At 73.1% G+C, this 20,174-nt stretch carries 20 protein-coding genes; 8 read left to right on the top strand and 12 right to left on the bottom strand.

The features are described from left to right. Positions 1-3 precede the first annotated feature (3 nt). The 6 genes from ACZ7GX_RS30205 to ACZ7GX_RS30230 form a co-directional block, all read right to left on the bottom strand. Positions 4-324, bottom strand: coding sequence for an L-rhamnose mutarotase (locus ACZ7GX_RS30205; protein ID WP_498781544.1), 321 nt, complete (start codon positions 322-324; stop codon positions 4-6). Between the two features lie 76 nt (positions 325-400). Continuing rightward, positions 401-2,239, bottom strand: coding sequence for a DUF6807 family protein (locus ACZ7GX_RS30210; RefSeq protein ID WP_498781545.1), 1,839 nt, complete (start codon positions 2,237-2,239; stop codon positions 401-403). Beyond that, positions 2,236-2,772 (bottom strand): hypothetical protein, encoded by a 537-nt coding sequence (locus tag ACZ7GX_RS30215; RefSeq protein WP_498781546.1) that lies wholly within the window; start codon positions 2,770-2,772, stop codon positions 2,236-2,238. The genes ACZ7GX_RS30210 and ACZ7GX_RS30215 overlap by 4 nt, the downstream gene beginning before the upstream one ends. After that, positions 2,769-3,602: a carbohydrate ABC transporter permease gene (locus ACZ7GX_RS30220; protein WP_498781547.1), complete on the bottom strand. Its 834-nt coding sequence runs from the start codon at positions 3,600-3,602 to the stop codon at positions 2,769-2,771. Before ACZ7GX_RS30220 ends, ACZ7GX_RS30215 begins: the two co-directional genes overlap by 4 nt. Continuing rightward, positions 3,599-4,570: a carbohydrate ABC transporter permease gene (locus ACZ7GX_RS30225; RefSeq protein WP_498781549.1), complete on the bottom strand. Its 972-nt coding sequence runs from the start codon at positions 4,568-4,570 to the stop codon at positions 3,599-3,601. Before ACZ7GX_RS30225 ends, ACZ7GX_RS30220 begins: the two co-directional genes overlap by 4 nt. A 2-nt stretch (positions 4,571-4,572) precedes the next feature. After that, a complete protein-coding gene (locus ACZ7GX_RS30230) occupies positions 4,573-5,859 on the bottom strand; it encodes an ABC transporter substrate-binding protein (protein WP_498781551.1) in 1,287 nt (428 codons plus the stop codon). Between the two features lie 180 nt (positions 5,860-6,039). Between ACZ7GX_RS30230 and ACZ7GX_RS30235 the strand changes: the two genes are divergently transcribed. Genes ACZ7GX_RS30235 through ACZ7GX_RS30245 form a run of 3 tightly spaced genes read left to right on the top strand, consistent with a single transcriptional unit; the run spans position 6,040 to position 9,947 of the window. Next, a complete protein-coding gene (locus ACZ7GX_RS30235; protein ID WP_498781552.1) occupies positions 6,040-8,316 on the top strand; it encodes a rhamnogalacturonan lyase in 2,277 nt (758 codons plus the stop codon). Positions 8,317-8,334: 18 nt separating this feature from the next. Continuing rightward, positions 8,335-9,084 carry a carbon-nitrogen hydrolase family protein gene (locus ACZ7GX_RS30240; protein ID WP_498781553.1) on the top strand — a complete coding sequence of 250 codons (750 nt, stop codon included), beginning with the start codon at positions 8,335-8,337 and terminating at the stop codon, positions 9,082-9,084. Continuing rightward, on the top strand, positions 9,081-9,947 hold the full coding sequence (locus ACZ7GX_RS30245) for a DUF4231 domain-containing protein (RefSeq protein WP_498781554.1): 867 nt from the start codon (positions 9,081-9,083) through the stop codon (positions 9,945-9,947). The genes ACZ7GX_RS30240 and ACZ7GX_RS30245 overlap by 4 nt, the downstream gene beginning before the upstream one ends. A 43-nt stretch (positions 9,948-9,990) precedes the next feature. Here the strand turns inward: ACZ7GX_RS30245 and ACZ7GX_RS30250 are convergent, their stop codons facing one another. The 5 genes from ACZ7GX_RS30250 to ACZ7GX_RS30270 all read right to left on the bottom strand — a co-directional run bounded on the left by ACZ7GX_RS30250 (position 9,991) and on the right by ACZ7GX_RS30270 (position 14,756). Continuing rightward, entirely contained in the window at positions 9,991-11,742 is a 1,752-nt protein-coding gene (locus tag ACZ7GX_RS30250) for a pectate lyase (protein ID WP_498781555.1), read from the bottom strand. A 118-nt stretch (positions 11,743-11,860) separates the two neighbouring features. After that, on the bottom strand, positions 11,861-12,571 hold the full coding sequence (locus ACZ7GX_RS30255) for a response regulator (protein ID WP_498781557.1): 711 nt from the start codon (positions 12,569-12,571) through the stop codon (positions 11,861-11,863). After that, positions 12,564-13,754 (bottom strand): sensor histidine kinase, encoded by a 1,191-nt coding sequence (locus ACZ7GX_RS30260; protein WP_498781558.1) that lies wholly within the window; start codon positions 13,752-13,754, stop codon positions 12,564-12,566. The genes ACZ7GX_RS30255 and ACZ7GX_RS30260 overlap by 8 nt, the downstream gene beginning before the upstream one ends. Then, the gene (locus tag ACZ7GX_RS30265; protein WP_498781559.1) at positions 13,754-14,326 is read right to left on the bottom strand and encodes a hypothetical protein; all 573 of its coding nucleotides are present in this window, start codon (positions 14,324-14,326) and stop codon (positions 13,754-13,756) included. Before ACZ7GX_RS30265 ends, ACZ7GX_RS30260 begins: the two co-directional genes overlap by 1 nt. A gap of 124 nt (positions 14,327-14,450) precedes the next feature. Next, entirely contained in the window at positions 14,451-14,756 is a 306-nt protein-coding gene (locus ACZ7GX_RS30270) for a hypothetical protein (protein WP_498781561.1), read from the bottom strand. A gap of 222 nt (positions 14,757-14,978) precedes the next feature. Here ACZ7GX_RS30270 and ACZ7GX_RS30275 point away from each other — a divergent pair, with 222 nt between their 5' ends. Genes ACZ7GX_RS30275 through ligD form a run of 3 tightly spaced genes read left to right on the top strand, consistent with a single transcriptional unit; the run spans position 14,979 to position 17,676 of the window. Further along, complete coding sequence (locus tag ACZ7GX_RS30275) at positions 14,979-15,593, top strand: hypothetical protein (RefSeq protein WP_498781563.1); 615 nt, start codon at positions 14,979-14,981, stop codon at positions 15,591-15,593. Continuing rightward, positions 15,593-16,705 carry an MFS transporter gene (locus ACZ7GX_RS30280; RefSeq protein ID WP_498781564.1) on the top strand — a complete coding sequence of 371 codons (1,113 nt, stop codon included), beginning with the start codon at positions 15,593-15,595 and terminating at the stop codon, positions 16,703-16,705. The genes ACZ7GX_RS30275 and ACZ7GX_RS30280 overlap by 1 nt, the downstream gene beginning before the upstream one ends. A 29-nt stretch (positions 16,706-16,734) precedes the next feature. Further along, complete coding sequence (ligD, locus tag ACZ7GX_RS30285; RefSeq protein WP_498781565.1) at positions 16,735-17,676, top strand: non-homologous end-joining DNA ligase; 942 nt, start codon at positions 16,735-16,737, stop codon at positions 17,674-17,676. 27 nt (positions 17,677-17,703) lie between these two features. Here the strand turns inward: ligD and ACZ7GX_RS30290 are convergent, their stop codons facing one another. Beyond that, complete coding sequence (locus ACZ7GX_RS30290) at positions 17,704-18,525, bottom strand: bifunctional DNA primase/polymerase (RefSeq protein WP_498781567.1); 822 nt, start codon at positions 18,523-18,525, stop codon at positions 17,704-17,706. 326 nt (positions 18,526-18,851) lie between these two features. On the opposite strand from ACZ7GX_RS30290, the gene ACZ7GX_RS30295 reads away from it, so the two are divergent. After that, on the top strand, positions 18,852-19,400 hold the full coding sequence (locus tag ACZ7GX_RS30295; RefSeq protein ID WP_498781568.1) for a hypothetical protein: 549 nt from the start codon (positions 18,852-18,854) through the stop codon (positions 19,398-19,400). A 10-nt stretch (positions 19,401-19,410) separates the two neighbouring features. Next, positions 19,411-20,142 (top strand): class I SAM-dependent methyltransferase, encoded by a 732-nt coding sequence (locus tag ACZ7GX_RS30300; protein WP_498781569.1) that lies wholly within the window; start codon positions 19,411-19,413, stop codon positions 20,140-20,142. Positions 20,143-20,174: the final 32 nt, after the last annotated feature.

The raw sequence follows: 20,174 nt of genomic DNA on the forward strand, positions 1-20,174 counted from the left end.
TGCTCAGTCGAGGTGGAAGACCTCGGTCAAGGGCCTCATGGCCTCGTCGGGGTGCCCGCCGTCCAGCGCGGTGAAGAACTCGGCCATCTCGGCCTGCCACCGGTCGTTCACCTCGCGGTCGCGCATGCCCCGCTGGGCGGCGTCCCAGTCCGGGGTCTCCAGGTAGCCGACGAGCAGACCGTCGTCGGCCAGGAAGAGGCTGTAGTTGCCCCAACCGGTCTCCCGCAACGCCTCCCGCATCTCCGGCCACACCTCGCGGTGCCGCTCCCGGTACTCCTCCATCCGCTCCGGGCGCACCCGGAGCAGGAAGCAGACACGTCGCACGCCGACCTCCGAGACTGAAACGTTTCACAAGTACGCTATTGTTGCGGCACAAGGCTTGTCAATGGTCTGGACGAATTCACGGTGGCCGCACGCCGTCGTAGAACGCCACCCGCACGGTGATCTCCCGTTCCTGCCCCGGTCCGAGCACCACCGGCCGGTCCCAGGCGAGCGCCGAGCCGATGCCCTGGTACCGGCCCACCCGCACGAACCACGGGTCGGTCGGACCGGACACCACGGCCGTCCACGCCGGTGCTCCCGGGTCCCGCTCGGGATCGCCGACCACGACCGCCAGCCACGGCGAGGTCCGGCCGTTGACCTCCTCCTCGCCCTCGCCGTCGGGGCCGTGGACCCGCACCGACCGCGGGTCGAGGTCGGGCAGCCGCCAGAACCAGCCGCCGTAGCCCGCGCCCTCCCGGCCCTTGCTGCCCGGGCTGTGCAGCACCACGTGGTCCGGCGCGGTCAGCACGCTGGTCCACTCCAGCTCCCAGCCGCCGGCGACGACCCGGCGGCGGACGCGACGGCGTTCGCGCAGCAGGACCGCGCCCGCCGAGTCGCACCAGGCCAGCTCGCCCGGCCCGGTCTCCTCGACCCGGCCGAGCTCGCCCGGCACGTACCCCTGGCCGGGCACGTAGTTGCGCCCGCCCCACAGGTTGACCCCGTTGACGTCGGGCAGCGCGAGGCCGATCCCCCGGTGCCACGGGTGGTCGTCCGGGTGCTCGCCGGTGACCACGACCCCGCCGAGCGTGCGCACCGGGTGCAGCGCCGGCCGCGGCACGACCAGGGGCAGCCGCACGCCGTCCCAGCCGTACCGGGCGACACCGCCCAGCGGCGACCACGGCACCTCCAGCTCGGCGAACGTGCGCAGGTGCTCGGCGGCCTTGGCCACCACGTGGTCCACGCCGTCGACGTCCACCCGCTTGCCGTTGCGGCGCAACCACGCGGGGTCGATCGGCACGGGGTCCGGCGCGGTCCGGACGGCCTCCAGCACGCGCATGAACGCGCCGGTCGCGGCCAGCGGCGCCTGCAGCGGCACGTCCGGGTCCGCCAGGTGGTCCAGCAGGTTGCGCAGCGGCGAGTCGTGCCGGTGGCGCTCCTCGATGCCGTCGATCACCAGCCGGTGCTCGGTGTAGTGCAGCTCGGCGCGGCGGCGGCTGCCGTGCACGACGAGCACCGGTTCCCGGACCACCTCGGCGCACAGCGTCACCGCGACCACGACGACCGTGCCGTTGTGGGTGCGCAGCCGCAGGCACGAGGTGTCGTCGGCTTCGATGTCACGGGCGCGCAGCAGCTCCAGCTCGATATCGTGCACGTCGTCCACGCCCGTGCTGCCGTCCAGCGCCAACGCGGTCGCGATGCCGTGCGCGAACGGGTTGGTCAGCGCGCCGTCCACCACCGGCACGCCGTCGAGCGCGCGTCGGCCCGCCCACGGCGCGCGGGTGTAGTAGCTGTCGTCGCGAGACCAGGTGCCGCGCACGCCGATGCCCCGGATCTCGCCCAGCGCGCCGGAGCGCATCAGCCCGGCCAGCCGGTGCACAGCGTGCGAGCCGAGGCTCTGGAACCCGACCTGGACCAGGCGGTCCCCGGACCGGTCGACCAGGTCCCGCCAGTCGGCCAGCGTGGGCGTGGGCGGCTTCTCCAGCACGAGGTGCGCACCGGCGGCCAGCACCTGCCGCGCCAACCGCACGTGCGTGTGCATGGGGGTGGACACGATGCCGATGTCCGCGTCACGCATCAGCTCCGCCAGGTCGGCGGCCACCGGCCGGTCGCCGACGAGCCGGCGCGCCTCGGCATCGAGCGGGTCCACCTCGCACACGCCGGTGAGCCGCACCCGTCCCTCGGCCTCCAGCGCGGCGATCTCGCGCAGGTACAGCCGCCCGTAGCCGGCCGCGCCGGCGAGCACCACCCGGGGCGTCACCGGCGCTCCACCGCGACCGCGGCGAACACCAGCAGGCCGGGCACGACGACGGCGAACGCGGGCGCCTGCGCGACCACCAGCCCGGTCACGGCCAGCGCGACCACCAGGTAGGCGTAGCCGCCCCAGTCACGCGACGGTTCGGCCATCAGCACGGCCCACCGGTCGCCCGGGTTCCACCGGGCCGCCGTCCGCAGCAGCACCAGCACCACCGCGGCCAGCGCCGACCCGATCACCGGACCCAGCACGTTCGCGCCCGGCAGCCCGCCCATCAACGCCAGCACGTCCAGCGCACCGACCACCAGCACCCCGAGCGGGACGGCGACCGCGAACGGGTCGCGCACCGCCCGCCCCAGCAGCACGGCGAACCGCCGCGCGGTCGGCGTGCGGCCGTCGTCCACCAGCTCGCGCAGCAGCACCGCGCCCGCCGCCGCGGCGGGCAGCGCGGTCACCACCGGCAGCGCCGCGACGGTCACCAGCACCCCGATCAGCAGCACCTCGGCCACCAGCGCCAACGGGCGCGCCCAGGCGCTCACCCCTTGAGCCCGGAGGTCGCCACGCCGTCCACCAGGAACCGCTGGAAGGCCAGGAAGAACAGGCCGATCGGCAGCAGCGCGAGCACCGACATGGCGAACATCGGGCCGAACGCGGACTGGGTGGCCTGGTCGATGAACAGCTGGAGCGCCAGCGGCAGGGTGAACTTCTCCGCGTCGTTGAGGTAGATCAGCTGCGAGAAGAAGTCGTTCCACGTCCAGATGAACGTGAAGATCGCCGTGGTGATCAGCGCCGGCCGCAGCAGCGGCAGGATCACGTGCCGGAACACGCCCACCGGGCCGCAGCCGTCCAGCGTCGCGGCCTCGTCCAGCTCGCGCGGCAGGCCGCGGATGAACTGCACCATCAGGAAGATGAAGAACGCGTCCGTGGCGAGGAACTTCGGCAGCACCAGCGGCCAGAACGTGTTCACCATGTCCATCTGCTGGAAGATGACGTACTGCGGGATGAGCACCACGTGCTGCGGCAGCATGATCGTGATCATCATGAACCCGAACATCGGGCCGCGACCGCGGAAGTGCAGCCGCCCGAACGCGTAGGCGGCGAGCGAGCACGACAGCACGTTGCCGACCACCGCGCCGACCGAGATCACCAGCGAGTTCCAGAAGTAGTGCAGCACGCCGAACTCGCCGACGCCGTCGAACACCTCGGCGTAGTTGTCGCCGGTGGGCTCGCGCGGCAGCAGGGCGAGCGTGGAGATCACCTCCGTCGCGGGCTTGAACGACGTGGAGACCAGCCAGACCACCGGGTAGAGCAGCACCAGCAGCACGGCCACCACGAGCCCGTGCCACCCGAGGCGTTTCGTGAGCGTCACCGGTTCTCCCCCGCGTAGAACACCCAGCGCCGGGCGCTGCGGAACACCAGGGCGGTCAGCACCGCGACCACCACGAGCAGCACCCAGGCCATCGCGGAGGCGTAACCCATCCGGAAGTCGGTGAACCCGCGCTGGTACAGGTACAGCGGGTAGAGCAGGGTGGAGTCGCTGGGACCGCCCCGCCCGCCGCTGACCACGAACGCGCCGGTGAACGCCTGGAACGCGTGGATGGTCTCCAGCACCAGGTTGAACAGGATCACCGGGGACAGCATGGGCAGCGTGACGCCGAGGAACCGGCGCGCCGGTCCCGCGCCGTCGATCGCCGCGGCCTCGTAGAGCTCCTTGGGCACCTGCTTGAGGCCCGCCAGGAAGATCACCATCGGCGCGCCGAACTGCCACGCGGCCAGCGCGACGAGCGTGAGCAGCGCGTACTGGGGCTGGTCGACCCAGCCACCGGTGTCGAGGCCGACCGAGGACAGGACCCCGTCGACGGTGCCGTCGGTGGAGAACAGCGCCCGCCAGGCCAGCGCCACGCTGACGCTCGCGCCGAGCAGCGACGGCGCGTAGAACGCCGAGCGGTACAGCCCGACGCCCCGGCGGGGCCGGTTGAGCAGCAGCGCCACCGCGAGGGCGAGGCCGAGCTTGAGCGGCACCGAGATCAGCACGTACTCGGTGGTCACCCACGCGGCGTGCCAGAACCGCTCGTCGCCGGTGAACATCGTGACGTAGTTGTCCAGGCCGATCCAGTTCGGCGCGGTGAACAGGTCGTAGTCGGTGAACGACAGGTACAGCGAGGCGACCATCGGGCCGATGGTCAGCAGCGCGGCGCCGACGATCCACGGCGACAGGAACAGGTAGGCCACGCCCGGGCCCAGCCGCCTGCCGCGCGCGGCGGACGTCGGCGGCGGGCCGTCCAGGACCGGGGGCTCGGTGGCGCCCGACGTGCCGGTGAGCACGGACTGGCTCATGCTCAGGACCCCAGCGACTGCTCGGCGTCCTGCACCACGCGCTTGGCGGCGTCCGCGGCGCTCACCCGGTTGAAGATCACGTCGTCGTAGGTGCGCTGGAAGTCCCGCTTGATGGCCGAGGAGCCGGTGGGCCAGGCGCCGAACGCCGGGCCGATCTTGTCCTGCTGGGCGGCCTCGTAGTCGCACACGGCCTTGCTGCCGCCCTCGGCCGACGAGCACACCTGCGCGCGGATCTCCTCGTTCGGCGGCACGCCGCGCGACGCGCCGAGCAGCTTGCCCGCCTCGGGGTCGTTGAGCAGGAAGTCGAGCAGCTTCACCGCCGCGGCCTTGTGCTTGGACCGCTGGGACACCGCGAACGACACCGGCGGCATGGCCGCCATGCCGCTCTCCGCCACGTCGCTGGGCAGCGGCGCGAGCGCGAGGTTCGGCCCGAACGCGCCGAAGTAGCCGGTGACGGCCGAGTCGTAGCCGATCTCGGAGGCGGCCTGCTTGGTCACGATGCCGGAGTTCTGCACCGAGCCGTCCATCTTCGTCGTCACCTCGGCCGGCGAGACGCCCTTGCCCGCCCGCATCGTGCCGATCACCTCCCAGTACTCGGCCAGCTCGTCGGCGGTGAAACCGAGCTTGCCGTCGGCGGTGTAGAGCGACTTGCCGTGCTGGTGCAGCCACACCTCGAACCAGTCGACGGCCCAGCCGAAGTCGGTGGTGCCCGCGACCTGCCCGGCCGCGCCGACCTTCGCCATCGCCTCGGCGAACTGCGCCCAGGTCCACTTCTCCCCCGGCGCGGTCGGCACCCGGACGCCCGCGGCCTCGAAGTGCGAGGGGTCGAAGATCAGCATCTGGGTGGTCGCGCCGCCCGCCACGGCGTACTGCCTGCCGTCGACCTTGCCGCCCTCCAGCAGGTTCGGCGGGATCTTGTCGAGCCGGAGCTCCTTGCCGGTGTACCCGGCGAGGTCGGCCAGCACGTTGCGGCCCGCGTACTCGCCGACCGTGGCCCGGTCCAGCTGCAGCAGGTCCGGTCCCGCGCCGCCCGCGACCTGGGTGGACAGCTTCTGGAAGTACGCGTCGTAGCCGCTGTACTCGGTCTCGACCTTGATGTCCGGGTTGCGCCGCTGGAACTCGTCGACCGCCGCCCTGGTGACCTTGGCGCGGTCCTCGTTGCCCCACCAGACGAACCGCAGCGTCACCGGGCCGTCGGCCGACTCGGCGCCGCAGCCCGACAGCGCGGTGGTCAGCGACAACAGCCCGACCAGCAGGCCCCCCGCGCCGCGGCGAGACATTCGTCCCATCACCCTCACCCTTCGATTGAATCGGTTCAACCAAGCTAGGTGAGCCCCATCATGGCGTCAAGACTGATTTTTCAGCGCTGCAACGCCCGCGAACCCAGGTCTTGCCTTTCTCGTTGAAACGGTTCATCGTGTGGCGGCGTCACGCACCCCGCGCAACGTCGCGCCCTTGGGAGGCCGCAGATGACCCGCGTCAGAGCCCTGCCCGCCGTGCTGGCGGCCCTAGCGCTAGTCCTGAGCACGTCCGCCGTCCACTCCCCCGCCTCGGCCACGCCCGACGGCCCGCGGCTCGAACGCCTCGACCGCGGCCTGGTCGCCGCGCGCACCGCCGGCGGGGTGTTCCTGAGCTGGCGGCTGCTGCGCCACGAGGTCACCGGCCACACCGCCACCGGCCTGGCCGGTCCGGCGTTCGCGGTCTACCGCGACGGCCGCCGCATCGCCACCGTCACCGACAGCACCAACTACCTCGACGCCGAGGGCGGCGGCTCGGAGTACCGGGTGGCACCGGTGGTCCGCGGTCGGCAGGGCGAGGCGAGCGACCCCGTGTCGCCGTGGGCGGGCGGGTCCTACGACCTGCCGCTGCGCAAGCCCGCCGACGGCGTGACCCCGGCCGGTGAGGCCTACACGTACTCGGCCAACGACGTCAGCGTCGGCGACGTGGACGGCGACGGCGGCTACGAGTACGTGGTGAAGTGGGACCCGTCGAACAGCAAGGACGTCTCGCAGGTCGGCTACACCGGGCCGACCTACGTCGACACCTACCGGTTCGACGGCACGTTGCTGCACCGCGTGGACCTGGGCGTGAACATCCGCTCCGGCGCGCACTACACGCAGTTCCTGGTCTACGACTTCGACGGCGACGGCCGTTCGGAGATGATGATGAAGACCGCGCCGGGAACGAAGGTGACGACGTACGACCGGCGCGGCAACGCGGTCTCGGAGCGGTACGTGACGATGCCGCGCGAGGACGTGCGCGCGGGCTACTCGCACAGCGACGACTACCGGCTCAGCGCCGCGGGCTACTACGAGCACGTGGTGGAGATGTTCAAGGGCTGGCACGCGCACCCCGAGGTGGTGGCCGGGCGCTGGCCCGCCACCCTGGAGGAGGCGTTCGGCATCCCGGTCCGGCACGCCTACCCGTTGTCCGACGCGGACGCGCGGTCGCTGGCCGACCACTTCGTCGACGTGTACGCGCCGGGCCGCAGCACCCGCAACAACCTCCGGGCGTTCGCCGGGTTCGTCGTCGACGGCCCGGAGTACCTGACCGTGTTCGACGGCAAGTCCGGCCGCGAGCTGGAGACCGTGCGCTACGAGCCGGGTCGGCACGACGACGGGCTCATGTGGGGCGACTACGCGTACTCCCGCATCGAGCCGGGCAACCGGGTGGACCGGTTCCTCGCCGGGGTGGCCTACCTGGACGGCAAGCGCCCGTCGGCGGTGTTCGCGCGTGGCTACTACACGCGCACGACGCTGGTGGCGTACCGGTGGAACGGCCGCAAGCTGGTCAAGGACTGGTTCATCGACAGCGGTTGGGTGCCGATGACCAACCCGTTCAACTTCCCGGCGCACGGCAAGGACGGCACGTCGCCGGAGCACGGCGGCCTCACCACGCAGGGCGCGCACTCGTTGAGCGCGGCGGACGTGGACGGCGACGGCAAGCAGGAGATCGTCTACGGGGCGTCCACCATCGACCACGACGGCAAGGTGCTCTACCACTCCGCGGACGTGATGCCGCCGGGCAGCGCGAACCCCGGCGCGGTGGCGCGGCTCGGGCACGGCGACGCGCTGCACGTGACCGACGTCGACCCGGCCCGGCCGGGGATGGAGATCTACATGGTGCACGAGGGCGGGACCTCGGCGCCTTACGGCTACGCGCTGCGCGACGCGGCCACGGGCGAGGTGATCTACGGCGGCTACACCGGCCGGGACACCGGGCGCGGCATGGTCGGTGACGTGCTCCCGGACGAGCCGGGGCTGGAGACGTGGGCGTCGCTGCCGGGCGGCACGGACGCGGCCGGGCTGTGGTCGGCCGACGGGCGTCCGCTGTCGACGGCGATCCCCGGCACGAACGCGAGCATCCGCTGGGCGGCGGACCTGACCACGCAGGTCGTGGACGGCGCGCTGGACGTCACGCCGACGATCAAGGACTGGCGGCGCGGCACCCTGCTGACCGCCGAGGGCACGCGGACCAACAACCACACCAAGGGCAACCCGTCCCTGGTCGCGGACGTGCTGGGCGACTGGCGCGAGGAGCTGGTGGTGCGCACGGCGGACAGCTCGGCCCTGCGGGTCTACGTGAGCACGGAGGTCACCGGCCACAAGCTCTACACGCTGATGCACGACCCGCAGTACCGGGTCGACGTGGCCAGGCAGCAGACCGCCTACAACCAGCCCGCCTACACCGGCTTCTACCTGGCCTCCGACGTCGATTGGGCGAAGGTGCCGCGGCCGGGTCGGTGAGGTCGTTAGGGTCGTCTGGTGATCACGATCGCCGTCGCCCAGCCGCGTTGCGCCCCTTACGACGTGACCGCCAACGTGGCGGCCCACGCGGAGGCGGTGCGCGCGGCTGGGGCGCGGGTGGTGGTGTTCCCGGAGCTGTCGTTGACGGGTTACCACCTCGACGCGCCGGTGGTGCCGTTCGACCTGGTGGAGCCGTTGGTGCGGGCGTGCGCCGAGACGGGGACCGTGGCGTTCGCGGGCGCGCCGGTCGGCGGGTCGTTCGGCGGGGCGGGCGGCACGTGGGCCGGCGGGCCCGTCGGCGGGCCGAACATCGGCGTGCTGGAGGTGTCCGCCGCCGGGGTGCGGGTGGCGTACCGGAAGATGTGGCTGGGCGGTCGGGAGTCGGTGCGCTTCCGCCCCGGTGACGCGCCCGCGGTCGTCGAGGTGGACGGGGTGCGGCTCGGGTTGGCGGTGTGCAAGGACACCGGCGTGCGGCGGCACGCGGCGGACACGGTGGCGTTGGGCGTGGACGTGTACGTGGCCGGTGTGCTGGAGCACGCCTGGGATTCACGGGTGGTGCAAGAGCGGGCGCGGCGGATCGCGGTCGGGCACGACGTGTGGGTGGCGATCGCGAGCTTCGCGGGCTCGACGGGTGAAGGGTACGAGTCGGCGGCGGGTCGTTCCGGGGTGTGGGAGCCGTCCGGTGGGATGATCGCCGCCGCCGGCACCGGGGTGGACGCCGTGGTGCGGGCGGTGATCCCGGGCCGCGTCACGGATGGAGGGCCATGACCGATGCCGACCTACCCGGCTTCTTCCACGACGCCGAGCGCACGTCGCGGCGCGGGCAGCGGCTGACGCTGACGTGGAGCCGGACCCGCCTGGTCAGCGCGGTCGTGGCGGCCGTCGGCGGCGCGTTGGAGTGGGAGCGCCAGACCGCCGTCCACCCGTGGGGGCTGTTGGCGCTGGTGGCGTTCTCGGTGGCGTTGGTGGTGGAGATCCTGCTGTGGACGCAGCAGCCGGAGCGCGATTGGTACGCCGGGCGCGCGGTCGCCGAGTCGATCAAGACGCTGTCCTGGCGGTACGCCGTGGCCGGTGCGCCGTTCTCGGCCGACGTGGCGCGGCCGAGGGCGTTGTTCCAGGAACGGGTGGGCGAGGTGGTCGCGCAGAGCGAGCAGCGGCTGCCGCTGGACAGCGACGACCCGTCGGCCACGTCCGCGATGACGGCGTTGCGGGAGGCGCCGTTCGAGCGGCGGCGGACGGCGTACGTGAAGAACCGGCTCCAGGAGCAGAAGAAGTGGTACACGGCCAAGGCGCAGGCCGACCGCCGGCGGGCGATGCAGTGGCGGATCGCGCTGATCGTCGGCGAGGTGCTCGCCATCGTGCTCGCGGGTGGGCGCGCGTTCGGCGTGTGGGACGTCGACGCCTCCGGCATCCTCGCCGCGGCCGTCGCCAGTGGCGCGGCGTGGCTCGCGACGCGGCGGCACTCGTCGCAGGCGACCGGGTACTCGCTGGCGGCGCGCGAACTGGTGCTGGTGCGGGCGAAGTTGCTGGACGCGGACGAGGCGTCGTGGGCCGAGGCGGTGGCGGAGGCCGAGGAGGCGATCAGCCGGGAGCACCAGCTGTGGTTGGCGTCGCGTCCGGTGGAGAGTTGAGCACGCCGGGCGGTCACCACCGACGCGGACGCCGGTGCTCCGGTCAGCGGGCGAGCCAGGACAGGAGCTTCCCGGAGTTGGCCACGTACGCCGCGGTGCTGATGACCAGCGGGCGCTCGGTGGGCGTGTACGGGGGTTCGAGTGGCGGGGTGCGCGGGTCGTAGGGCGAGGTGTCGTGGACGTCGCCCACGTGCTTGCTCGTGTACGCGGTGCCGTCGTACGGGTGGGCGGGCGCCGGGCCCCGGTAGGGGTTGGTCACGGCGTCGGCCGGGGTGAGCCAGTGGTCCTTGGCGCCCAGGTCGGTGACCAGGGCCTGCACCTGGGCGTCCGTGACGGCGGGAAGTGGTTGGGGCGCATCGAGGAACAGGTCGGTCAGGGCCAGGTCGCGCAGGGAGAAGTAGCGCGGCGGCGGGATGGGCCGGCCGCTGAGCGGGGACCTGGACCTGAGGTCGGCGACCTGCGCCGGGGTGAGCGACCTGAGCTCGTCGTAGGTGGCGCGCAGGGCTTCGGTGTCGACGACCCGGCCGGCGGAGTAGTGGCTGAGCGTCGAACGGTGGTCGTAGTCGTAGTAGTAGGCGCCGTTGCGGACGTTCGAGCCGAAGCGGTGGACGAAGCGGGCGCGGTTCGTGGCCGGTTCGACGAACGTCGGGTGCGTGCGGCCGGCCAGCAGCGGGTTCTCGCCGACCTGCCGGTCGGTGAGGCGGCAGCTGTCCAGCCAGGCGAGGGCTTCCGGCACGCGCGCCAGGTAGCTCTGGTCGCCGGTCAGGCGGAAGTAGTGGAACAGCTGGGTGACGTTGGTCTGCGTGGTGTGGGTGGCCAGCGCCCTCGGCTCGTAGGACCGGGCGCCCGCGGGTGCGCCGGCGGGCCGGCCGGCCGTGGCGCGGGTCACGTGCTGCAGGCCCCAGCCCACCTGGGGACCCGGCTGCTGGAGGCGGTGCAGGCAGCGCATGGCGCGGTGGACCGGCTCCAGCAGGTCGCGCCTGCCCAACGTGGACGCGCACAGGAGGAGGAACTTGACGTTCTCGCCCAGCACGTCGTCGTTGAACGTGACGTGGCCGGTGTAGTCGCCGTCCTCCATGCCGTGGCCGACGTCGTCGGGCAGCCACGGCGGGCGCGTGTCGGGCCACGGCGTGGTCTCGGGCGCGCCGGGGTGGTGCGGGAAGCGTTGGGGCCAGCCGCCGTCCGCGACACCGCCCCGGAACTGCGCCTTGAGCACGACCCGGATCGCGCGCTCGACCGCCGTGCGGAACCGGTGGTCACGGCGTTCCAGGTACAGCCGCAGCAGCAGTTGGGCGGCGGACGCCGTGCCGCCGTCGTCGAACGTCGCGTTGCCGTGGTGGTGCTGGAACTCCTCCAGCCGCCAGCCGTTCGCGCCGATCGTCGCGTACCAGCGGCGCAGTGACGCTGGGCCGGCGAAGTCGTGGACGTAGTTCCAGCCGCCGACCGGGAGCTGCGCCCGGGCAAGTGCCAGCCCGGTCCGTTCGGCGGCGCGCAGGAACGTCTCGTCGCCGGTGGCGTGGTAGGCGTCGAGCATGCCGTGGCCGACGGACGGCGTGCCGGGTGGCTGGACCCAGCACATGGTGCGGTTGGCCTCCATCTCGCCCCACGTGCGGGACAGGTCGGGCAGGTAGCTCCAGACGTAGCCGCCGCGGTAGGAGAGGCGTTCGTCCAGGAACGTGGCGGCCCGGCGCAGGGCGTCGGCCACGTCGGGGCGCGCGGGAGCGGGGCTGCCCGCCGGCGCGGAGATCGCGGGAGCCGTCACGAGCAGGCCGAACCGACGTCGACTGAAGGCCATCGACCAGCAGTACCGAGGCGGGGGTCGGCCGGTCAACGGTGGATCACAGGTGTGAAATCGAGCAGCCCTCACGTTGCCCACAGTGGGCGTTCGGTCGGCGGGCGCGGTGGGGCGGAGGTCAGCGGGCGCGGTGCGGCGGGCGGTCGTCGGGGTGGACGAGCCCGCACTTGTAGGCCGTGGCGACCGCCTGCGACCGGTCGCGCAGGTCCAGCTTGGTCAGCACCCTGGAGACGTGGGTCTTGACCGTCGCCTCGCTGATCACGAGGTGGGCGGCGATCTCGGCGTTGGGCAGCCCGTGCGCCGCGAGGATCAGCACCTCGGTTTCCCGGAGGGTCAGTCGCGCCAGCTCGGCGGGCACGGGCAGCGCGCAGTCCGGCCGGGACGCGAACTCCGCGAGCAGCCGGCGCGCCACCACGGGGTCGAGCCACGCGTGCCCGGCGGCGACGTGGCGCACGGCTTCGCACAGCGCGCTCGGCGCGGTGTTCTTGAGCAGGAACCCGGAGGCCCCCGCCCGCAGCGCGTCGTGCACGGCCGTGTCGTCGTTGAACGTCGTGAGCATGAGCACGGCGGTGGTGAAGGCCTGATCGACCACGAACTCCTCGGAGACCAGGTGCCGGGTCGCGTACACGCCGTCGCTGCCGGGCATGCGGACGTCCATCACCACGACGTCGGGTCGCGCGGTGCGGGCCAGTTCCACCGCGTCGAACCCGTTGCCGGCCTGGCCGACGACGACCAGGTCCTCCTCGGCGTCGATGAGCATGGCCAGTCCGGCGCGCACGAGCGGCTCGTCGTCGGCGACGAGCACCCGGATCGGCTCGTGGTCACCCACCGAGGCCTCCGGCGGTCGCGGGTGAGCCGACGGCAAGCCGGCCTCCGGTGGGTAGCGTGGCGCGCACCGCGAAGGTCCCGTCGGCTTCGACGCCCGCGGTGAGGTGGCCACCGATCGCCCGCGCCCGTTCCCGCATCCCGAGCACCCCGTGCCCGGTCGCCAGGGCCCGGGAGGGTCGCCCCGCCACGTGGTTGACGACGGCCAGCTCGACGGTCGTGGGCCGCCACTCGACCGTCACGTGGACGGTGGTACCCGGTCGGGCGTAGCGGGTGGCGTTGGTCAGCGCCTCCTGCACGATCCGGTAACCGCACAGGTCCACCCCCGGTTCCAGCGGGTACTCCTCACCCGTCCGGGTCAGTTCGACCCGCAGGTCGTCGGTCTGCGTGCTCGCCACCAGGTCGTCGAGCCGGCCCAAGCCACCCAGCGACGACGGCCCGCCGGGTGCGCCCCCGAGTTCGGGACGCATGAGGCCCAACATGCGCCGCAGTTCGACTATCGCCTGCTGACCCAACGCGTCCACGTGCCCGAGCGCCTGCCGCGCGCGCTCGGGGTCGGCCCGGATGAACCGCGCCGCTCCCCCGGCCTGCAACAGCATCAGGGTGACCGCGTGCGCGACCACGTCGTGCAGGTCGCGCGCGATCCGCGACCGCTCGTCGGCCACCGCGTCCGCCGCGGCGCGCTCCGCCTCGATCCGGCGCTGCCGCAGGCTCCACCCCACCCATCGGCCGATGCCGAACGCGGCGCCGTTGAACACGACGAGCGCCGAGGTCACACCGATCAGCGCGTCCACCCGGTTCGTGGGCGGTTGTCGGCTGACCGTGTGGACCACGTTGACGGCCGCCGGGACCGCCGCGGCGAACAGGCAGGCGAGCGCACTCCTCGACTCGCACCGCTGCGCGACCGTGTAGAGGGCCACCCAGACGCCGAGGTTGGGGATGTAGGCGTGGAAGATCAGTGCGGCGGTCACGCTGTGCAGCGCCATGACGCCGAACACCGGGATCGGGTGGCGTCGACGCACCGCCAGCGCGAGGTAGCCGACCGCGGCGTACAGGGGTGCGGCCCAGGTGCCGAACTCGGCGTCGCGGCCGGGGCTCCAGGACATGAGCAGGTCGAGCCCGCACACGAGCAGCGCGACCACCCCGTCCACCAGGACGACCCGGCCGGGCAGGCGGAGCGCGGCCATCACGACCAACTCCCGACGCAGTCGTCACAGCACTTGAACACGCAGCACCACGAGCCGACCAGCTCACGCGGCGAAGAGAGGCGCTCGTGGACCGAGCCCGCCCGGCGTGCCCGCTCCCAGGAGGCCACCGCACCGAGGACCGGCACCACCTCCCGGTCGAGCAGGTCTCCCGGCACGGCGCCCACCGCGACCAGCGCCCGCCAGATGTCGACCTCGCCGGTCTCCCCGGCGAGGACGGCCTCGAACTCGTCGCGCTCGAACTCGCCGGCGTGCGGTCGGTGGCGCGAGCGGTGCGCCAACCGCAGGATGGCGGCGGCTCCGCCCGGTGCCCCGTCGAGCCCGACGACGTCCGCTCGCCGCACCCGAATTCGCTCCACCACGCCCGGTCCGGCGCGCCGGGCCGAGGCGACGAGCACCTCGAAGTCGACCTCCGGGTCGCGCAACCAGTCGAGCGGCGCGGGTGCGACGACGAGGTCGTTGGTGACCAGGACCGCCCATGACAGGTGCCGGTCGACCGCGTCACCGGCGGCGATCCGCTGGATCGACACCACTCCGGGACAGGACCAGTCCACGGCTTACCCCTTCCCCGTACTTGATGTGGACCATCTGGCGGTATGCATTAGCCGGTTCAGCCCACATCGGTCATTCACCGTAGTTGTCCCATCTCGGAGGGTGAACGTTACGACCGGTTTCCCGTCACCTCGGCGCAGCCGAGACGGCCGACGCGGGGCTGGAGGGCACGGACCTCAGCTCGGCGGTGACCGCCATCCCCACGGACAACAGCACCAACACGCCGCCGACCGCGAGGCACGGCTTCCTCGACGCCTTGTCGACCCGCGGCATCGATCCGCCCGAAAAGGTGAATCCCCCGCCCACGAGTCCGACCATGAGCAGGACCACGCCCGCACTGCCGATGATTGTCGCTACCGCGATCACGGCGCTCCCTCCCCGAACGACCGATGTGACGACACCAAGGTTGGCCGTCCGGGCGGTCGCGGTCATCGCCTCGGGTATGCGCTTTTCGCCTACCGCTACCGGGTCAGTCCCGCCGCGCGCGTACCCCGCCGGGCCCATGCTCCCGGCACGTCGTGCGGACGGCCCCGCGCGTGCGCGATCTTCTCCGTCACCCAACCGATGTTTCCGCATCAATGCGGCCTCATCGTGGGTCCATCGCACCGACGCCCGCACAACGACGTGTGCGGCCTCACCGGAAGGTGCACCCCGATGATCCACTCCGTACCCGCCGAGCACGCGGACGAGGCAGGCGCCCGGGCCGAGACCATGGCCAGGTTCCTGCGCGACGTACCCGTCCCCTTCACCCGCGTGCTGTCCCTGTGGGTGGGCTACCGCCTGCGCCGCGACCCCCGGCAACCCGACACCCGGCACCACCTCACCCCCCGACAGGCCCACCTGCTCGGCTTACCGCCGCACGCGGTGGTGACCAGGCGCGAGGGCTACCTCGTGCCCCACCTCGGCGACCACGGCCCGCGCCTCGCCGCGATCACCGCGCTGGTGCACCAGCGCGGCCTCGAGCTGGACGAGCCCGCCCGCGACGAGCTCGCCCGCGGCTACACCCCGCTCGGCGTGCTGGTCACCGGCGCCCACCGGGCCACCCACTACGCCACCACCACCCGTGCGCCCGACGACCCCGACTTCGCCGACCCGTTGCCCGACGACCCCGACGACGTGCCCGCCCTGTGGTGCCAGGCCACCCTGCTCAGCGCGGGCAGACCCGTGGCCCTCGTGCGGGAGACCGTCTACCGGGTGGCGTTCACCGGCCGCCGCCCACCCGACCTGACCACCCACCTGACCCCGGCGCCGCCCCGACTGGTGTCCTGATGCGCGCCCGGACCGCCGCGCTCGCCGCGACGACCGTGGCGGCGGGTTCCAGCGGGTACGTGGTCGCGGCGGTGTTGACCGAGGTGGCCGCCGACCACGGCGTCACCACGGCCGCGGCGGGCGGGACGATCACCGCGTTCGCCCTCGCCTACGCGGTCGGTTCACCCGTGCTGGCGATGCTCACCGCGCGGTTCGAACGGCGTGGCCTGCTGGTGACCGCGCTGCTGGTCGCCGCGCTGGGCAACGTCGGCGCGGCGCTGGCGCCGACGTTGGACCTGCTGCTGGCGGCCCGCGTGCTCACCGCGTGCGGCGCGGCGCTGGCCACCCCGGCGGCCACGGCGGTCGCCGCCCAGCTCAACCCTGGCCACAAGGCCAAGGCGATGGCGGTGGTGACGGCGGGCCTGACCGCGGCCACGCTGCTGGGCGTGCCCGCCGGGCGGTTCGTCGCCGACCGGCACGGCTACCGGGCGGCGTTCGTGCTGGTGGCAGTGTTGTGCGTGGTCGCGGCGCTGGTGGTGCGGTCGGCCGTGCCGCCGGTGCGCCCGGGACCGGCGGTCGGGTTCCGCCAACGGCTCGCGCCGCTGGCCGACCCGCCCGTGCAACGGCTGCTGGCCGTGTCGCTGCTGGCCTGCCTGGCCACGTTCAGCGTCTACGGCTACCTGGGCCCGATCACCGGCCACCCGCCCGACGGCGGTCACCTGCTCGCCTACGGCGTCGGGGGTGTGCTGGGCAACGCGATCGGCGGGGTCGCGGCGGACCGCCACGGGCCGCGCACGCCGTTGCTGGTGGCGCTGGGCGGCTGCGCGGCGGTGCTCGTGGTGCTGCCGACGATGCTGACCGGGCTGACGGCGTTCGTCGTGATGGCCGCGTGGGGCGCGTTGTTCTGGGCGTTCAACCCGCCCCTGTTCGCGGCCCTGGTGGCGGTGGACCCGGACCGGGCGAACCTCCTGCTCGCCCTGAACGCGTCCGCCATCTACACGGGCATCGCGGGCTCCGGTGTGCTCGGCGGGGCGGTGGCCGCGCCGGTCGTGCCCCTCGTCGGCGCCGCCGTCGCCGTCGCGGCCGCCGTGATCGCCGCCACGAACGTCGGAAGGAGGCTGGTGACGCGCTGATCGACGCGATCCGGGTTAGGTTGGCCCGCATGGCCGGAAAGGTGCCTTCGGTGGAGCTGGAGGTCGGGGACCGCGTCGTGCGGATCTCGAACCCGGATCGCGTCTACTTCCCCGCGCGAGGGGAGACCAAGCTCGACCTCGCCCACTACTACCTGTCGGTCGGCGACGGCATCGTGCGCGCGCTGCGCGAGCGGCCGTGCATGATGCACCGCTTCCCGTCCGGGGTGGCCGGCGAGAAGGTGCACCAGAAGCGGCTGCCCGGCGGCGCGCCGCCGTGGGTGCGGACCGTGCGCGTGCACTTCCCGCGGTACAACCGGCACGCCGACGAGCTGTGCGTGACCGACGTGGCCGACGTGGTGTGGGCCGTGCAGATGTCGACGGTGGAGTTCCACCCGTGGAACTCGCGCAGCGCCGACACGGAGAAGCCGGACGAGTGGCGCATCGACCTCGACCCGATGCCGGACTGCCCGTTCGACCGGGTGCGGCGGGTGGCGCACGTGGCGCAGGAGGTGCTGGCCGACCTGGGCGCGGTGGGCTGGCCGAAGACCTCGGGCGGGTCCGGGCTGCACATCTACGTGCGGATCAAACCGGAGTGGGGTTTCGCCGACGTGCGGCGGGCGGCGCTGGCGTTCGCCCGCGAGGTGGAGCGGCGCGCGCCCGACGACGTGACCACGGCTTGGTGGCGGCGCGACCGCGACCCGCGCAGCCTGTTCGTCGACTACAACCAGAACGCCCGCGACCACACGATCGCCAGCGCGTACTCCGTGCGCGGCGTGCCGGAGGCGACCGTGTCCACGCCCGTGCGGTGGGACGAGATCGACTCGCTGGACCCGCGTGACTTCACCATCGCCACGGTGCCCGCCCGGTTCGCGGAGCTGGGCGACCTGCACGCCGGGATCGACGACGCGGTGTTCTCGCTGGAGCCGTTGCTGGAGTGGGCCGACCGGGACGGGCTCGAGGTGCCGGAGTGACGCCCGCGCCGGCCCGGTGGTCGGGCGTCACCGCAGCACGCGAGGCCGCCGGCGACCCAGCGCGATGCCGTTCTCCACGTGGTGCAGGGCTTCGCGCTCGGTCCAGCCCTCGATGCCGTTGTGCCTCGCGGCGGCGGCCAGCAGCACCGCCATCGCGGTGGTCTCGTCCAACCAGCCCGCGCCGACCAGCTCGCCGAGCCGGCACGCCGCGGTGAACACGATGTGCGCGCGTGCGCCGGGGCGGGCTTCGCGCACGCGTTCGGCCTCGCCTTCCACCACCGCGGCGCGGTAGGCGTCGACCCGGCGCGGCGAGGACCGCTGGGTCGGGATCGGCAGGTCCTCGCGCGGCGGCGGGGTCAGCACGGCGACCAGCCACCTGGGCGCGGGCGCGACCGGCGCGTCGCGCAGCACCCGGTACCGGTGGTGGCCGAGCAGGGAACCGGCGGCGACCACGTACCCGCCGACGCCCCGCGTGTCGACGTGCGGCGCGATCCGGCCGGCGGTGTTGCCCAGCGGCACGTCCGGCGCCTGGAAGTAGCGGTGCTCTCCCCCGCTGGGCGTCGCCACCGTGTAGGTGTCGCGCGGGTCCTCGTCGCCGTGCTGCCAGGCGCGGCGGGCGAACGCCTCGCGGCCGTGCGGCACGTCGAGGTCCACCACCAGCAACCCGGCCGGGCCGCACGAGATGCCGACGTTGTAGGCCCGGCGCGACCACCAGTGCCGGATCCGGTCGCGGTCCAGGGTCGCCTCGTCGTCCCAGCCGCGCAGCGCGGGCGTCTTCCCGTGCGGGCGCAGCGGCATCACGGGCCAGCCTCGCGCGGCGGCGGCCAGCGCCGCCCGGTACCTGGTCATGCTCGTCCCCCCTTGTGTCGGGCAACGGGGGAAGCGCCGCCGATCTCCAGTCTGCCGGGGTCGACGCGCCCGGTACAGGGCCACCAGGACGCCGTGCACGGCTTCGTCACCTCCCGCGTCCTCGGCCTGGTCCCCCACTTGTCGCAAGGTCGCACCGCTACTTCCGCGATGACCTGCGCGGCGCGGTCGACGGCCGGGTGGCGGCCCGCGGCACGCCGGCAAGAAGGCGATAAGACGACGGACAACCCCCGCGTGCAGGACGGCGTTCATCCCATCGGGTAGTGATAATGACCTCCCGGTCCCATAACATGGTTCCAGGGGGCGCTATGAATCGCAATGAGGTCATGGAAGACGGTGACCTCGTCGAAAGATTTGCGCGCCGACTCCGGTTGTTCGATTCCAATGCCGATGGCATCGTGCGCCGCCGCGACGTGGCGGCGGTCGCCGAACGGCTGATCCGGGCATTCCGCGTCGACACCCAGTCGATCGGCGCCGAACGGATCCGCAGCGCGTACGAGATGCTGTCGCTGGCCTTGCTCGCGGACTTCGGCGACCTGGCGCGGGACGAGGTCGCGGTGCCCGGGTTCACTCAGGCGCTGGCGGCCGACCACGCCCGGATGGCCGGCCTCGGCCGCCGGATCGCCCGCACCGACGCCTGCGCGGTGCGCGAGTGCCTCGCGCCGATCGGCGCGGCCGTGAAGGCGGAGCAGGTCGCCGAGGTGATCGTGGTGCTCGGCGCGCACCCGGGCCACCAGCCGGTGATCCAGCAGGCGCTGGAACGCGACGGCGAGCTGATCCGGTTGGCGGCCGCGATCCGCCCGTTCTCCGACCACTTCACCGGTTGTGGCTACCACGGGCTCTACGGTCGGCCATAAGGTCGCGGACATGGCGGAATCGGACGACCAGTACGACGCGCTCGGCGAGCTCTACGAGCGCACCAAGCACATCCCGACCGGGTTGGCCGAACGCGCCACGCTCCTGGCCGCGCTGCCCGACCTGCGCGGGAAATCGGTGCTCGACGTCGCCTGCGGCACCGGCTTCTACCCGCGCGAGTTCCGCCGCCTCGGCGCGGACCCGGTGGTCGGCGTCGACTCGGCGAACGAGATGCTCGCCCACGCGCGAGAGGCGGAGCGCCGCGCGCCGCTCGGCATCACCTACCACCGGCACGACGCCGACGCGTTGCCGGTGCTGGGCGTCTTCGACGTGGTGACCGCGATCTGGCTGCTCGGGTACGCCGAGGACGAGGCCGCGCTCGACCGGATGATCGGCAACCTGCGCGCGAACCTCGCACCCGGCGGCACGCTCGCCGTGCTGGTGCCCAACCCCGACCCGGACTGGGACGTGCTCGCCGACTACGCCCGCTACGGCTACGAGGTCGTCCGCACGGGGCCGTCCGGCGCGCGGCAGCCGGTGGTGGTGCGCGTGCTCGGCGAGCCGCCGTTCGACTTCGACTCGTTCTATTGGCTCGGCGGCGTGGTCGAGGCCGCGCTGACCCGCGCCGGGCTGCACGACGTCACCCGGCACGCCACCGTGATCCCCGAGGACGGGCGCGGTGAGGAGTTCTGGGGTCCGCTGCGCCGCAGCCCGAGCTTCGCGGTCTTCACCGCTCGCGCCTGATCCCGGTCCCGCTGTCGGACCCGGATGGCAGG

It is taken from the genome of Actinosynnema sp. NPDC037264 (assembly GCF_055603705.1).

What these genes read in the sequence shown, in the direction of transcription:
- ACZ7GX_RS30225 (WP_498781549.1), bottom strand. Translation starts at nt 4,570, where the DNA reads ATGAGCCAGTCCGTGCTCACCGGCACGTCGGGCGCCACCGAGCCCCCG.
- ACZ7GX_RS30230 (WP_498781551.1), bottom strand. Translation starts at nt 5,859, where the DNA reads ATGGGACGAATGTCTCGCCGCGGCGCGGGGGGCCTGCTGGTCGGGCTG.
- ACZ7GX_RS30235 (WP_498781552.1), top strand. Translation starts at nt 6,040, where the DNA reads ATGACCCGCGTCAGAGCCCTGCCCGCCGTGCTGGCGGCCCTAGCGCTA.
- ACZ7GX_RS30245 (WP_498781554.1), top strand. Translation starts at nt 9,081, where the DNA reads ATGACCGATGCCGACCTACCCGGCTTCTTCCACGACGCCGAGCGCACG.
- ACZ7GX_RS30250 (WP_498781555.1), bottom strand. Translation starts at nt 11,742, where the DNA reads ATGGCCTTCAGTCGACGTCGGTTCGGCCTGCTCGTGACGGCTCCCGCG.
- ACZ7GX_RS30260 (WP_498781558.1), bottom strand. Translation starts at nt 13,754, where the DNA reads ATGGCCGCGCTCCGCCTGCCCGGCCGGGTCGTCCTGGTGGACGGGGTG.
- ACZ7GX_RS30270 (WP_498781561.1), bottom strand. Translation starts at nt 14,756, where the DNA reads ATGACCGCGACCGCCCGGACGGCCAACCTTGGTGTCGTCACATCGGTC.
- ACZ7GX_RS30275 (WP_498781563.1), top strand. Translation starts at nt 14,979, where the DNA reads ATGATCCACTCCGTACCCGCCGAGCACGCGGACGAGGCAGGCGCCCGG.
- ACZ7GX_RS30280 (WP_498781564.1), top strand. Translation starts at nt 15,593, where the DNA reads ATGCGCGCCCGGACCGCCGCGCTCGCCGCGACGACCGTGGCGGCGGGT.
- ligD (WP_498781565.1), top strand. Translation starts at nt 16,735, where the DNA reads ATGGCCGGAAAGGTGCCTTCGGTGGAGCTGGAGGTCGGGGACCGCGTC.
- ACZ7GX_RS30290 (WP_498781567.1), bottom strand. Translation starts at nt 18,525, where the DNA reads ATGACCAGGTACCGGGCGGCGCTGGCCGCCGCCGCGCGAGGCTGGCCC.
- ACZ7GX_RS30295 (WP_498781568.1), top strand. Translation starts at nt 18,852, where the DNA reads ATGAATCGCAATGAGGTCATGGAAGACGGTGACCTCGTCGAAAGATTT.
- ACZ7GX_RS30300 (WP_498781569.1), top strand. Translation starts at nt 19,411, where the DNA reads ATGGCGGAATCGGACGACCAGTACGACGCGCTCGGCGAGCTCTACGAG.